The organism is Desulfosporosinus paludis (assembly GCF_045689965.1).
Taxonomy (GTDB): domain Bacteria; phylum Bacillota; class Desulfitobacteriia; order Desulfitobacteriales; family Desulfitobacteriaceae; genus Desulfosporosinus; species Desulfosporosinus paludis.
Genome location: NZ_CP144211.1, coordinates 2,011,213 through 2,026,027 on the forward strand (window position 1 = coordinate 2,011,213; position 14,815 = coordinate 2,026,027).

The 14,815-nt window shown below is 42.6% G+C and carries 12 protein-coding genes; 2 read left to right on the forward strand and 10 right to left on the reverse strand.

Annotation, left to right across the window (positions count from 1 at the left end; translation table 11 throughout):
• Positions 1 to 12: 12 nt before the first annotated feature.
• From VZF35_RS10175 to VZF35_RS10200, 6 genes are all read right to left on the reverse strand, one after another.
• Complete coding sequence (locus tag VZF35_RS10175) at positions 13 to 759, reverse strand: SDR family NAD(P)-dependent oxidoreductase (protein WP_407313291.1); 747 nt, start codon at positions 757 to 759, stop codon at positions 13 to 15.
• A complete protein-coding gene (locus VZF35_RS10180; RefSeq protein WP_407313293.1) occupies positions 756 to 2,336 on the reverse strand; it encodes an acyl CoA:acetate/3-ketoacid CoA transferase in 1,581 nt (526 codons plus the stop codon). Before VZF35_RS10180 ends, VZF35_RS10175 begins: the two co-directional genes overlap by 4 nt.
• 476 nt (positions 2,337 to 2,812) lie before the next feature.
• A complete protein-coding gene (locus VZF35_RS10185; protein ID WP_407313295.1) occupies positions 2,813 to 4,546 on the reverse strand; it encodes a sigma 54-interacting transcriptional regulator in 1,734 nt (577 codons plus the stop codon).
• 269 nt (positions 4,547 to 4,815) lie between these two features.
• The gene (gene ilvD, locus VZF35_RS10190) at positions 4,816 to 6,474 is read right to left on the reverse strand and encodes a dihydroxy-acid dehydratase (RefSeq protein ID WP_407313296.1); all 1,659 of its coding nucleotides are present in this window, start codon (positions 6,472 to 6,474) and stop codon (positions 4,816 to 4,818) included.
• A gap of 124 nt (positions 6,475 to 6,598) precedes the next feature.
• Complete coding sequence (locus tag VZF35_RS10195) at positions 6,599 to 7,285, reverse strand: FadR/GntR family transcriptional regulator (protein WP_407313298.1); 687 nt, start codon at positions 7,283 to 7,285, stop codon at positions 6,599 to 6,601.
• Positions 7,286 to 7,421: 136 nt separating this feature from the next.
• Complete coding sequence (locus VZF35_RS10200; protein WP_407313300.1) at positions 7,422 to 7,766, reverse strand: YkgJ family cysteine cluster protein; 345 nt, start codon at positions 7,764 to 7,766, stop codon at positions 7,422 to 7,424.
• A 399-nt stretch (positions 7,767 to 8,165) separates the two neighbouring features.
• On the opposite strand from VZF35_RS10200, the gene VZF35_RS10205 reads away from it, so the two are divergent.
• Both VZF35_RS10205 and VZF35_RS10210 read left to right on the forward strand, forming a co-directional pair.
• Positions 8,166 to 9,410: a GGDEF domain-containing protein gene (locus tag VZF35_RS10205; protein ID WP_407313302.1), complete on the forward strand. Its 1,245-nt coding sequence runs from the start codon at positions 8,166 to 8,168 to the stop codon at positions 9,408 to 9,410.
• A 37-nt stretch (positions 9,411 to 9,447) separates the two neighbouring features.
• Positions 9,448 to 10,644: an anaerobic nitric oxide reductase flavorubredoxin gene (locus VZF35_RS10210; RefSeq protein ID WP_407313304.1), complete on the forward strand. Its 1,197-nt coding sequence runs from the start codon at positions 9,448 to 9,450 to the stop codon at positions 10,642 to 10,644.
• A gap of 107 nt (positions 10,645 to 10,751) precedes the next feature.
• Here the strand turns inward: VZF35_RS10210 and VZF35_RS10215 are convergent, their stop codons facing one another.
• The 4 genes from VZF35_RS10215 to VZF35_RS10230 all read right to left on the reverse strand — a co-directional run bounded on the left by VZF35_RS10215 (position 10,752) and on the right by VZF35_RS10230 (position 14,550).
• Complete coding sequence (locus VZF35_RS10215; protein ID WP_407313306.1) at positions 10,752 to 11,042, reverse strand: hypothetical protein; 291 nt, start codon at positions 11,040 to 11,042, stop codon at positions 10,752 to 10,754.
• 128 nt (positions 11,043 to 11,170) lie between these two features.
• Positions 11,171 to 11,911, reverse strand: coding sequence for a metallophosphoesterase (locus VZF35_RS10220; protein WP_407313308.1), 741 nt, complete (start codon positions 11,909 to 11,911; stop codon positions 11,171 to 11,173).
• Between the two features lie 229 nt (positions 11,912 to 12,140).
• Entirely contained in the window at positions 12,141 to 14,021 is a 1,881-nt protein-coding gene (locus VZF35_RS10225) for a heavy metal translocating P-type ATPase (protein WP_407313310.1), read from the reverse strand.
• Between the two features lie 109 nt (positions 14,022 to 14,130).
• On the reverse strand, positions 14,131 to 14,550 hold the full coding sequence (locus tag VZF35_RS10230; RefSeq protein WP_407313312.1) for a MarR family winged helix-turn-helix transcriptional regulator: 420 nt from the start codon (positions 14,548 to 14,550) through the stop codon (positions 14,131 to 14,133).
• Positions 14,551 to 14,815 lie beyond the last annotated feature (265 nt).

Sequence of the window (14,815 nt, forward strand, 5' to 3'; positions counted from 1 at the left end):
CGATCCTCCTTTTTAAATTAGAAACCCGCCGTTGATATCCAGTACTGCGCCCGTAATATAAGAGGAATCATCTGCAGCTAAGAATAGTGCAGCATCCGCAACCTCTTTCGGTTCTGCAAACCGACCTAAGGGGATTTTAGCGATCAGAGCTTTGAGTTGATCCTCAGGATATTTGTTCATCATATCCGTATTGATATAACCTGGAGCTAAGGCATTGCAGGTGATTCCTTTAGTTGCATTCTCAGCTGCAGTAACTTTCGTCAGCCCGATCAACCCTGCTTTCGAAGTTGCGTAATACCCTGTCCCAAAAATCCCCATCCTCGCTGTCAGCGAGGATAAATTGACGATTCGACCATACCCCTGCCCGCGCATTGAGGGAAGAACCGCTTTTGTACAGAGAAAGGGGCCTGTTAAATTTACCGCCATGACGGCGTCCCAATTTGCAGCGTTTCCTTTATGGAGGAGACCATCTCGATTGATTCCCGCATTGTTAACCAAAATATCTACTTTACCGAACTGCTTAATCACCTTCTCTACCATTGAATTCACTTCAGCTTCTTGACTGACATCTGCCAAAAAAAGTTCTGCTTTAACTCCCAGTTGACGAAGTTCCTTCACCGTTTCCATCGCCTTACTTTCGTTAAACGAAATATCATTGACCGCAATCGTTGCTCCTTCTTCAGCGAAGACGAGAGCTATAGCCTTGCCAATCCCTTGACCACTTCCCGTAATCAAGGCTACCCTGTCTTTTAGTTTCATTTGGCTGCACACCCTTCTTTAGTTTCTTGACCTATCCGCATGAGACCATGCTCAAACAAGCCCGGATCCATAATTTTTAAGGTTTGGGAAATCTCTGGTTTGAAATCCATCTGGGCAAGAATGTCCTTTTCCAAGTCCACTCCTGGAGCTATTTCTTCGAGCACTAAGCCATTTTCATCTAATCGAAAAACAGCTCTTTCTGTAATGAACAGAACTTTCTGTCTTTTCTTGCGAGCATAATTTCCGCTGAAGGTAATATGCTCAACAGCTCGGACTAGCTTGTGAATTTTTCCCTCCTGACTGATTTTTAGAAGTCCTTCCTCAACCTCTACCTTCAAACCATTAGCCGTAAATGTTCCACAGAAAATGACTTTTTTCGCTGTCTGAGAAATATTAATAAACCCTCCGGCCCCAGCGATACGCGGGCCAAATCGGCTGACATTGACATTTCCTTCTGCATCCAGCTGTGCCATCCCTAAGACCGCAACGTCCAGTCCACCACCATCGTAAAAATCAAACTGATAGGGCTGATCCACGATGCAATCGGGATTAAAACTTGCTCCAAAACTTGCACCGCCGACAGGCACTCCCCCAATTGGACCAGACTCTACCGTTAAGACGAATTGATCTAACACTCCTTCTTCCGCTGCGACGGATGCCACCCCTTCCGGAACTCCAATCCCCAAATTCACAATCGCCCCCGGTGGTACTTCTTTAAAAGCCCGTCTGGCTATTATTTTCCGTTCATCTAGAGGAATGGCTTTGAGTTCCGTTAGGGGAGAGCGAATCTCTCCGCTGTAGGAAGGGTTATATTGCTCGCCGAAGGACTGCATGTGATATTCCGCCCGACTCGCTACCACCACCACATCCACTAAAATCCCTGGGATCTTGACATCTCGTGCTTTAATGCTTCCAGATTGAACCAGACGTTCAACTTGAACGATAACAATCCCGCCACTGTTCTTCACCGCTTGGGCTATCGATAAGCCTTCTAAGGTCAAAGCCTCCCGTTCCAAGGAGATATTCCCCTCCTCATCTGCTGACGTCCCTCGTAAGAGTGCCGCATTAATTGGAAAGGCATGATAGAGTAGGTACTCTTTACCTTTAACATGAGTGAGTTCCACTAAATCCTCTTGCGTCATCTGATTAAGCTTACCCCCTCCTCGGCGAGGATCGACAAAAGTCTCCAATCCGATGTGGGTTAATGTCCCAGGCTTGCCCGCTGCAATATCCCGAAAAAGATGAGTTATTACCCCTTGGGGGAAATTATAGGCTTCGATTTTATTCTCTACAGCCATCTTGCCAAGTTTAGGGGCTAGATTCCAGTGTCCGCCAACGACCCGCTTCACGAGTCCTTCGTGTCCGAGATGATTCATCCCCCGATCTTTGGAATCTCCTTGCCCTGCGGCATACACCAGTGAAAGATTTCGTGGATAACCTGTTGCTAAAAATCTCTTTTCTAAGGCTGCGGTCAATTCTTCTGGGTGCCCAATGCTGACAAAACCATCAATGGCGACCATACTTTCATCGTTAATCAATGCCATCGCTTCATCTGCCGTTAAGATCGCCTTTTTCATTTCTTACCCTCCTCTAGATTTTTCAGGGTTTCCGAAGCAATGATTTCCTAACACGTTTTTCGTCCTTGCTAACATTGCAGAAACGTTGAAATCAACGCACTACAATGAAATAAGCAATATCTATGCCAAACACCGAAAACAGCCTAAAGGCTTACGTTCTCCAATGTTTACCCTAAATCTTTCAAAAGGAAATGTTGATCCTTATGTAGCTAAGTTGCAACACTGTGCCGGTTGAACAGAACTATAACTCTTAATTTTCTCGCTTTTCAGTCATGTGTAGCGTTATTGCTACGCGTAGCAATAACGCTACACATACTGTGAGATGCTGCTCATCGCCCCGGGATACAAATAGCAAAATCCCCGGGGACCAAAGCCTCCGGGGATTTTAAGCATACTCATTATCTTATGAACAATAATACAGCCCCTTTGCCGCTGCGCGAGAGAAGTCCGGCTCAACTGGATATGCTGTGAAGGGACTACACTAATCCTTCGTCATTAGCTCCAGCCAAGCCAAACTTCTCCATTTTGCGATAAAGATTCGTACGATGAATTCCTAAATACTCTGCCGCTTTTGATTTATTACCATTGGCAGTTTTCAAGGCCTTGAGTATTGCCCTTCTCTCCGCGCTGGCAAGCTCCAAGGCCAAAGGCTGAAGGGACGTATTTGCTCGTCTCCCTTCGAGGTCTTGAAGATAGAGAGGGAGATCTTCCAGGTGAATAGCTTCGTCTTCAGCTACATTGATGGCTCTTTCGATCGCATTTTGAAGTTCACGAACATTTCCGGGCCAAGCATAGAGTTGAAACAATTCAACAACCCAACGGTCCAATCTCTTTAAAGTAGACCCCAGCTCCCTTTGGAATTTAGCTAAAAGATGTTCACTTAAAAGCAAAACATCTTTTTCTCGTTCTCTAAGAGGGGGAATCGTCACGGTAAAAACATTTAAACGGTAATAAAGATCGCGGCGAAATTCTCCTGCACTCATCATTTTTTCCAGATCTCGATGGGTGGCAGCGATAACTCTAATGTCTAGTTGTTGCAGCCGATTACTGCCCACGCGCTCTACTTCTTTTTCCTGCAAAACTCGCAGCACTTTTGCTTGCATACCAAGAGGCAGATCCCCTATCTCATCTAAAAAAATTGTCCCTCTATTGGCCAACTCGAATTTCCCAGGTTTTCCTCCTTTTTTGGCTCCCGTAAATGCGCCTTCTTCATAACCGAAAAGTTCAGCTTCCAATAGTTCGGCCGGGATGGCGCCACAATTTACTCGTACAAAGGGTTGACCGTGACGTAACCCTGCTGCATGGATTGCATGTGCGAAAAGCTCCTTACCAGTCCCGCTTTCGCCACGCAACAGAACCGTTGATTTTCCTAAAGCAGCCTTTTCCGCTAAAGCTTTAGCCTTTAAGATCGCTGGGCTATCACCGATGATACTGCTGAAGGTATAACGAAATTTCTGATAGTGTTTTAATTCTTTCTCGTAAAACTTAAGTTTGTTCTCCAACAAATCCAGTTTCTCTGCCAACGTACGTAAGTCCTGTACATCTCGGAACATAACTTTCCCCACGGCACCGATCAATTGTCCATTTTCTCTCAGAGGAAGGCGCATCACCATAGCTTCTTTTCCATTGATGTCCATAACTTCGCCAATTTCCGCTTGTCCCGTTTGGGCAACAATATGCATACGGCTTGTAGGGAGAATCTCTGTGCAATGACGACCGATCGCCTCTTCTTGTTCGATATTCAGAAAACGGCAGTAGGTCTTAGTTATCCGGGTGATGACTCCCTGACTGTCCACCACCATAACTCCATCATAAGCTTGTTCGAAAATATTTTCGAGACCCGTTAGACTGATTTTGGTTTCATCCAAGTGAGATACGAGTTGTTGCAGTTCACTCCCATCCTGGAAAACCGCAACTGCACCAATTACTTTATCATCTTGAACAATTGGAGAGTGACTCGTTATAACCATCCGTTCTCCAATCAACAATTGATCGGAGTTCACAGTCTCTTCCTGAACAACCTTGTGCAATTGCGAATTAGGGATAATCTCTGTGAGCTTATGGTCGAGAATATCTTTCATCTCTAATCCTATTATGTTCTCGGCTAAAGGATTGCAAAAACTGATAACATCTTGGTCGTCGATGACAAGGACACCTGCGTTAAGCGCGTGAAAAACTTGTTCCAACTTAATCCTCTTGTCAACTTCCATTAGTGTACCCCCTATTTAACGGGCTTTGCCTTAAATATATCTTATCGTACATACTTTTAGGCCAAGAATCAATTAAAGATTACACTTTTCTTCAACATCCTACAATAAAAAATCTAAAAATTCACTAAAAAAGATACATTAAAGCCTAGCCAACTAACGATTAATGCGATAACTATACATGTCCTTAAACAATAAAATCAGATCTTTAAAAATTGAAATGAAAAAACAACCAACAAACTGTTAGGCGTCTGTTGGTTGCTTTGATATTTTTATTGATTAACTTCTAAAATGGCGCCCCTGTTCCCTGAGGTAACCATTCCCGCATACCGGGCAAGAAAACCCGTTGTAATCTTGGGCTTTCTGGGTTCCCATTTCGCTCGGCGTTGTTCAAGTTCAGCATCACTTAGGGCAACGTTGATCTTATTGGCCATAATGTCAATTTGGATGATGTCTCCATCCTCAATTAAGGCGATGTTACCTCCTACAGCGGCTTCAGGTGAAACATGACCAATTGATGCACCTCTGGTAGCGCCACTGAATCGCCCATCGGTAATCAGAGCGACACTCTCTCCTAGTCCGCTTCCCATAATGGCCGAGGTAGGATTTAACATTTCCCTCATACCAGGCCCGCCCTTAGGACCTTCATAACGGATCACTATAACGTCTCCAGCGACAATTTTGCCGGAATTAATGGCCTGCATAGCATCTTCTTCACAATCAAATACTTTCGCGGGACCTTCATGTTTCAGCATTTCAGGGGCAACGGCAGAACGTTTAACGACACAGGAATCAGGAGCCAGGTTCCCTTTTAAGACAGCAATTCCCCCTGTCTTGCTGTAAGGGTTCTCTGCTAGCCTGATAACTTCCGTATTTTTATTGACGCAGCCGGCAATATTTTCTCCGACAGTTTTGCCGGTACAGGTCAGCAAATCAGTTTTGATTAATCCTAATTTATTGACTTCATTCATTACCGCATAGATGCCGCCTGCTTCATTAAGTTCTTCAATGTAGGTGTGTCCGGCAGGTGCCAGATGGCAGAGATTCGGCGTTCTGTCGCTGATTTCATTGGCAATATCAAGATCTAATTCAATCCCGCATTCATGGGCAATCGCGGGAAGGTGGAGCATACTGTTGGTACTGCAGCCCAAAGCCATATCCAGAGTCAGAGCATTTTTAAAGGCATCTTCAGTCAGAATATCTCTTGGCCGAATATCCTTTTTCAGAAGCTCCATAATCTGCATACCAGCATACTTGGCAAGCTGAATTCTTTCGGAATAAACAGCCGGGATCGTACCATTGCCTCGCAGCCCCATTCCCAAGACCTCTGTCAGGCAGTTCATGCTGTTAGCTGTATACATACCTGAACAGGAACCGCAGGTAGGGCAGGCTTTGTTTTCATATTCCAGCAATTTTTCCTTAGTAATTTTCCCCGCTTGGAATTCGCTGACAGCCTCCGATACACTAGAAAAGCTTGTTTTCTGCCCATCTACAATACCTGCCAGCATTGGCCCGCCACTAACAAAAATGGCTGGAATATTTAGACGTGCTGCGGCCATTAACAATCCAGGAACATTCTTATCACAGTTTGGAACCATGACCAGAGCGTCAAAAGCATGCGCTAAGGCCATAGCTTCCGTAGAATCGGCAATGAGTTCTCGTGTGATAAGCGAATACTTCATTCCTTGATGTCCCATGGCAAGTCCGTCACATACGGCAATTGCCGGAAAGACGAGTGGAGTTCCCCCAGCCATAGCTATACCTAGTTTAACTGCATCTACAATTTTATCCAAATTCATATGACCTGGAACGATGTCGTTTTTAGAGCTGACAATGCCGATCAACGGTCTTTCTATTTCTTCATTGGTTAAACCCAGAGCATGTAACAATGCTCGATGCGGTACGGTCTTAGTTACTGCATCACTATTCATTTTCGAACACCTCTTTTATATGAGTTGTATAATCTCATTATATATTGCATGATGTCTAATGTCCATCAGCGAAATACTACTTCATGGCGAAATGTTTTTTAGTTTTAGCATATGTACCTAATGATTATTCTTCTGAAAATCCGAAACCTCTCATGGCATGAAGAATATGCAGCTTCATAGCAGTTTTTGCCCCCTCAGCGTCTCGTTTTGCCAAAAATTCCATGATCATTCGATGATCTCTTAAAGTATTCTGGATCATCTCTTCATTTGTGTCCGATAAAGGAACTCCCTTGTCAATTGCTTGGTAAAGGATAGGCATCAGCTGATTCATGAACTCGTTATGGGTTGCTTTGGCAATCGATTGATGAAAGGCCTGTTCAACTTCAATTCTATCTTCTTTCTTAATAATCTGCTCTTCTTCTTGCCTGCCATAATACAAAATACGCTCAAGTTCCTTATCTGAAGCACGTTTTGCAGCGTAATAAGCAGATTGCGGCTCAAAAATCAGACGCATTTCGTACAAATCCTTGATGTTCAGGTTAAACGTCGAAAGCTCTTTAAAGCCAAGCTTCTCGTCTAACTCGCGGTTATTCTTTACATAGGTGCCTTTGCCTCGCTGAATTTCCAGGACATTATGGGCAACTAAAATACGAATGGCTTCTCGTAATGTAGTGCGGCTGACTTGCAAATCAGCGGAAAGTTCGTTTTCGTTGGGGAGCTTATCTCCTATGATAAATTTTTTGTCAATGGTAATCATCGCCAAAATGTCTTCTGCAACATTTTCAGCCAGACTTCTTCCCTCTCTTGTCATGATTCATCCTCCAGTAAGACTTTTGGTAAGACATTAGACAACCCTTATAACGTAAGATGTCTTAGATCCGTAAAAATTACTCGTCTTGATAAGAGTAACGTGATAGCCCAACTCTTCATAGACAACTTTATATTATTTAAAAATCCATCCAAGTAAAGTCTACAGATAGAATACCCACTGGATCTTCTGTGACAGTCCAATTTAACTCCGTGGAAGCTTCTGGTTTTTTAAAACAGATTAAATTATTATAATGTCCAAAGGCACGGCAGATAGACGGTCTTACTCTATGAACACCGCAGATATCCTTATCAAGATCATAGAAAATGCAGGTTCCGAAATACCTATGCTGATTTTCCAGTTCTAACCTTTTATTATAAGGCATACATTGAATTTCCTGTTTTATTGTTTCAAGCTCTTTCGTTGTAATCGGAACAGGTCCACAGCACAAACCCCTGCATCCCTGGCATGGTAAACTTTCCATATGTTAAACCACCTAACTGTAAAACATAAATTTTTTTATGGGATTCTCGGCCTGGTGATAGATTCAAATTTTATGGTCATTTTTTCATCTAAAGTATCATACAATTCACTTCAAGTCAATATTAAAATCATTTATTATATCATATAAATTAATTTTTGTCAATAGTCATCAAAAATAAAATGATACTGAATGTTACAGCCTAAAAATTCACGTTCTTTATTGCTGTTATTTGTTTATTGGATCGTAAAAACTTATATACATAAATAAAGGTTAAAACTTAATTGTCGTTTGAGCAGGATTATTATTGGTTTATATAGAAGGATAAAGTCATCTGCGCGAATATCAAATAATAACTTACATTTAATGTTAAGCGAGAACGTAAGGGTGGAGGACTATTGAATGAAAATTCGTTCCCTGTCTAGACTAACAATCACCTACGTTTTAGCCCTTAGTTTAGTTGCTTTACTTACTCTCGCAATCTTTATTACCCTACATCAGGTCATCTTGACTCAGAGAGACAGCGCTCAACTGATTAACTTAAGCGGAAGCCAACGATGGCTGTCTCAAGAGGCATCCCTTCTTAGTGTTGAACTTATTTACAGTAAAACTCCAGCTGAACAGGATTCTTTGAGACATGATTTACTGCGCATCGTTGAGCAAATTCAAAGTAATAATCAACGATTGATCGAGAGTACTCCTGATGAGCCGCGACGTTTATCTCCAGTCATGAAACTTCTATATTTTGATCCGCCATTCAATTTAGAAACAGACTTCGAACATTTTACCTCAGAAGCCTTTGCTCTTGCCAAAGAGCCTTCATCGCTGCTTACCCCTAATAATCCTCATTTTAACTACCTTCTTCAAAATAATGAAACCTTATTGGAAAAGCTCAATACGATTGTAAATCAATATCAAAAGGAGAGCGAAGATAAAATCCAGCATCTTCAACTACTCAACTCTGCAAGCGGGGTGATTATTCTTCTTACGATTATCTTTCTTGGGGTTTATATCTTCCGACCTTTGATAAATACTTTGCTGACTGAAAGAGCCCAATTGGAGCAAGCTAATCAAGAATTGAGTTATCTTTCTTCCATAGACGGTTTAACCGGCATAGCCAATCGCCGTCAATTTGATCAATCTCTAACCCAACTCTGGTCCTTAGCCAGCCGAAAATCAGAACCCCTTGCTTTGATAATGTGTGACATTGACTTCTTTAAGGCTTATAATGATCATTATGGACATCTTCAAGGAGATGACTGTCTGAAGAAAGTGGCATCTGGCTTGAAGGAATCATTGAAGCGGCAAGGAGATCTCCTTGCTCGATACGGCGGAGAGGAATTTGTTGTTGTTTTGCCTAATACGGACATTGCTGGTGCAGAGAAAGTCGCCGAAGTTTTACGCGCTAATGTGGAAGGTTTGGAAATACCCCATCTCTTTTCCTCTGTCTCACCTATGGTAACGATTAGTGTTGGTGTAGCTTTTCAATATGCTTCTTCTGCCTCTTCACCAGAACGTTTGATTGAAGCTGCTGACCAAGCCCTTTATCAGGCAAAACAAACAGGTCGCAATCGCATCGTTTTAGCGAACAGCTCCATAATACCTCAAACACAATCTGATCTTTCGCAAAACAGCCTTAAAATTTAATTATCACTTATACAAGTAATTTTAGGAGGGATAAATCATGAGTTTTGAAATTAACAAGAGTGTCAAATATGTGGGAAAAATCGATTGGGAGTTGAAAAAGTTTCACGGTGATGAGCTCTCTACACACCGAGGTTCCAGTTATAATTCTTACTTAGTTCGCGACACTAAAACAGCTTTGATCGATTGCGTTTGGACTCCTTTTGCCAAAGAGTTTGTTGCTAATTTGAAAAAAGAAATTGATTTAAATACAATCGATTATATTATTGCTAATCACGGCGAACCCGACCACAGTGGAGCTTTACCCGAATTAATGAAAGAGATACCCAATACTCCTATTTATTGTACCGCTAATGCCATTAAATCTTTAAAAGGTCAATACCATCAAGAATGGAATTTCATCCCTGTTAAAACGGGGGATAAATTAAGCCTCGGATCTAAAGAGTTTATTTTTATTGAGGCAAGAATGCTCCATTGGCCGGACACGATGTTTACTTATTTAACTGGCGACAATATCCTTTTCAGCAATGACGGTTTTGGTCAGCACCTAGCTTCAGAGCATATGTTTAATGACTTAGTAGATCAAGCTGAGCTGTATCACGAAGCCCTTAAGTATTATGCTAATATCTTAACTCCATTCAGTAACTTTGTTGAGAAGAAAATCGCAGAAATCTTGAGCTTAAATCTGCCCATTGACATGATTTGTCCAAGTCATGGCCTTATTTGGAGGGACAGACCTTTGCAAATGGTCGACAAATACATGTCGTGGGCGAAGAGTTACCAAGAAAATCAAATTTCAATCATCTACGATACAATGTGGAACAGCACCCGTCAAATGGCTGAAAATATTGCCGCAGGAATTAAACAAAGCGATCCCGATGTTACTGTAAAATTATTTAATTCAAATTCCACTCATTCGGATAAAAACGACATCATTACCGAAGTCTTTAAATCCAAGGCAATCCTTGTAGGTTCACCCACGATCAATAAAGGAATATCGTTTGCCATCGCTGGAATTCTGGAAATGATCAAAGGATTATCTTTTAAGAATAAAAAAGCGGCTGCTTTTGGAAGCTATGGTTGGAGTGGTGAAGGCAATAAACTTATTTCCACTGAATTAGAACACGGTGGGTTTGCGTTGTTAAACGATGGGCTAAAAGTTACTTGGAACCCCGATGACGAGAGCCTCATAAAGTGTCAGGAATTTGGCAGGACCGTCGCCGAAGCCCTCAAGTAAAGGCCAAACGGTAATAATAAAGCAGGGGGAGCATTTTGATAATGCTCCCCCTGCTTTTATTCTTACAAAGCTCAGGGATGCTCCCCAAGAAATAATTAACCTACTCACTAATGATTAAACGTCATCGTAATATCGACAATTTCCGGAGTATTGCCCACCCGAATTGGCGGCCCCCAGGTTCCATAACCTGAGGAAACGATGAGTTGGAAGTTCCCCTTGCGTAAATAACCCCAGTCATCTTCGAAAATACGACTCGTAATAAGTCTTATCGGGAATAATTGTCCTGCGTGAGTATGTCCGGACAATTGCAAATCCACTCCTTGTCCAACAGGTTCTTCTAGATGGGAAGGTTGATGATCCATGAGAATGATCGGCAATGAATGATCTACCCCTTGCATTAATGTTGCTAAGCTTTTTCTTTTGACTCTGTTGACACGCTCACTGGACAGATCATCCCGCCCGATTAGATAGAAACTCCCAGCGATCTCCTGAGAACTGTCTCGCAGTACCCTTACCCCCGCCGCATCTAAATATTTAATGGCTTCCTCGGCGTTCCCCCAATGTACTCATGGTTGCCCAAGACCGCATAAACACCGTAGGGAGCCCTTAGTTGGCGAAAGCTATCGGATACATCTTGCTTATTGGACGATTCAATATTTTCGTCGAACACATCCCCAGCAAACAAGACCAAATCAGGGTTTAGTTGATTAACCATATTAACCATTTTTGTAAGACGATCATTATGAATAATCGTCCCTAAATGGATGTCTGAAACCATAACAACATGCAGCTGCTTCAGTGATCCGGCTTGTTTAGGAATTGACAGGTCATAATGATTCACTCGAGGATGACGGGCATTCCATGCCCCGTAACCGACAATACCAACAACCAATATCAAAACGATAAATCCTAAGGCAGGATTTAAGCTCTGTTTTGTTTCCAACGGTACGAGTCGGAGAAAACGGTCAAGCAATCTCAAAAGGTCAAGCATGGTGATAGTTAATAAAAAATACCACATGAATGCCAGCCAATAAGCTCCAACTAGGGTTATTCCTTCAAATAATGCTGTCGGCAAAAATTTTTGGCTAAACCGACTGAATAAATAGGACAAGGATAACAGCCCAAAAATGGTCCAATATACTTTGGGACTTAGGAAAGAAACATAGCTAAACAGGGCTTGCCAACCACGCCAACCTATATAAACATTGAGTCCTCCATAAATCAAGAAAATAACACTGCCCACCAAAATATAAAAAGGATTTATCATCTTGATGACTCCGCCTCCGAATCGATCAATGCCTCGGTTTCAAATTTTCATCCTATGCCAAAGTTCGCCAAAAGTTGAGATAATCCTCTATCTATTCATCCTCTCAAAAATATTAGTAACCTCCTGCAGCTTAAAGTTTTTTCAACCTTAAGGCGTAAGCAGAACATGAACACCCACTTGAAGAAGTGGGTGTCCTATACAGGGATTAAGGCAACGGTCAATGAAAAGATTAAGCAAAGCGCAGTAAGCGCAGCCCGCTGATAATCACGATGATGGTACTCCCTTCGTGCCCAATAACCCCTAAAGGCAAGTTAATATTCCCCAAAAAGTTTGACAAGACAAGCGCGAGCATGACTGCAATGGCAAAAGCCACATTTTGTTTAACCACCCCAGCTGTACGGCGTCCTAAAGCAATGGCATAGGAGATCTTAGAAATATCGTCCGCCATCAAAACAACATTGGCAGTCTCCAGCGCGACATCGGTTCCGGCAGCTCCCATAGCAATCCCCACAGATGAAGCGGCCAAAGCCGGGGCATCATTTACACCGTCTCCAACCATCGCTACTTTGCCATGCTCCCCCAATTTCTTGATAATATCTACTTTATGTTCTGGCAGAAGTTCGGAATAGACTTGATCAACCCCTGCCTGGTCACCCATGAATTGCGCGGTTGAAGAAGCATCGCCAGTCAACATCACAACCTTAATCCCCATTTTTTTAAGTTTTGTGACAGATTCTTTCGCTTGAGGGCGTAAAGTATCTTGGACCGCTAAAATACCAAGATGTTCTTTTCCCATTTGAACTGAGATTATGGTATTCCCTCGCTTCTCTAGTTCGCAAATAGCTTGCATTTTCTCTTCAGGCAAGTTTTGTCTTCTGCTTAAATCAAACTTTCCAATTTGATAGTTCTGGCCCTCGACGATGCCCTGTACCCCCAACCCCGGTACAGTTTCCAGTTTCGAGACCGGACTCAGGACAAGACTCTTCTCTTTGGCCTTGTTAATGATAGCCTTAGCAATAGGGTGTTCTGACCATGTTTCTAATGAAGCGGCAATGCTTAAAACCTCATTTCCAGTATAAGTTCGATTGGGTATCACCTGAGTAACTCTTGGGATTCCCTCGGTGAGAGTTCCAGTTTTATCAAAAGCTACTACTCTTACATCACCGATAGTCTCCAGATAGGCCCCTCCTTTAAATAAGATACCCTTGCGAGCTCCATTGGATATTCCAGATAAAACGGCAGGCATAATGGAGGAAACTAAGGCACAGGGTGAGGCAACGACAAGAAAGATCATCGCTTTGTAAATTGTTTCACTCCACGACCAACCCAAGAGAAAAGGGGGCAACAATGAAATCAAAATCGCACTGCCAATGACAATTTTGGCATAAGCACGTTCAAAACGCTCCACAAATAATTGGCTGGGCGGTCTTTCACTTTGCGCCTCTTGGACAAGGTGGATGATTTTAGCAAGTAGTGTTGCCTCTGCAGGTTTAGTCATTTCGACAACTAAGGCTCCTTGACCATTCATGGTTCCGGCAAAAACCTCATCCCCCGGTGATTTGTCGATGGGAATCGATTCCCCTGTAATCGAGGCCTGATTTACAGACGAGTACCCCTTACTTACAACTCCGTCTGCGGCAATTCGTTCTCCAGGCCTCACCAGAAGGTGGTCACCTTGCTGCAATTCTTCTACTCGAACTCGCTTTTCCCTGTTTCCTACTAAAACAATTGCCTCTTCCGGACGGAGTTTCATGATGGCTTTAATTTCGTCATTCGTTCGCTCGAGAGTATACCCTTCCAAAGCGCCGCTCAAAGAAAAAATTACGATCAGGATCGCCCCATCTCTCCAGAAGCCGATACTGGCGGCGCCAATGGCTGCTACAACCATCAGCAAATCGACATCTAAATCTTTTTCTTGAAACAAAGTTTGCAGCCCTTCTCGAGCCTTTTGATATCCACCTATGGCATAGGCCAGAACATAGCAAGGAACTACCAGCTCGCTATGACTATAGTTCCCGAAAAACCAGGCCATGAAAATGAATCCTAGGCTGATAGCCGTCGTCATCAAACCCTTGTGCCTAGACCAAAGTTCTTTCCATGATGCTGCCATGTCATTTCTCCTCTTAATGCATATTTTCACAAGATACTTAATTGTTTTGTCTTCAATCTTGAATCCCTCAAACCATGGTTAACGGAATTACCAGGAGACCATTAGTACTCTAAAAAGTTTCGGCGTTGATTTTTTTTAGAGTGTGTAAAAACTGTTTGATTTCGTCATCATTCAAGACGGACGTCATCTGCTCAGTCAGATGCAAATGGAAGTCATGATGTTCTTCAAAAACTTTCTTTCCGATATCAGTCAGACTGATAAGATTGACGCGGCGATCTTCCTTCGTCGATTCCCGACGAGCTAAATTCTTTTTCTCTAAACGATCTACAGTTACTGTTGTAGTTCCTGTCGTGACCCCTAACCTCTGGGCTAATCCTTTCATATTAATTTTTTCCTGTTCACCAAGAACCTCTAAAGCATGTGCCTCTGAAACTGTTAACTCACTGGAGCGCACGATTGAATTTTCCCAGGAAGAAAACCCATTGAAAAACGTCAAAAGCTCATTCGTCAATTCTTCATTGATCGTCATTTTGAATCTCCCTTCAAATTAGTAAGTATGTAATAATATCGAAGCTTAATAATGTATGATCATTATAATGTTTGATCTTCAAAATATATGATAACAAAGATACTTGTTTCTGACAAGAGGGGCCCAAAATTTTTAATAGCCGTTGCTAGCGTTTGCTCGATGCCCCTCGTTTTAAACTATTGCGACGGCTGTCCGGCTTGTAAAGAGGCCTGTTCTCAGAACGCTATCGGCTAGAACGAGTTCTCTGCCGAAGCACGAGCAGAAC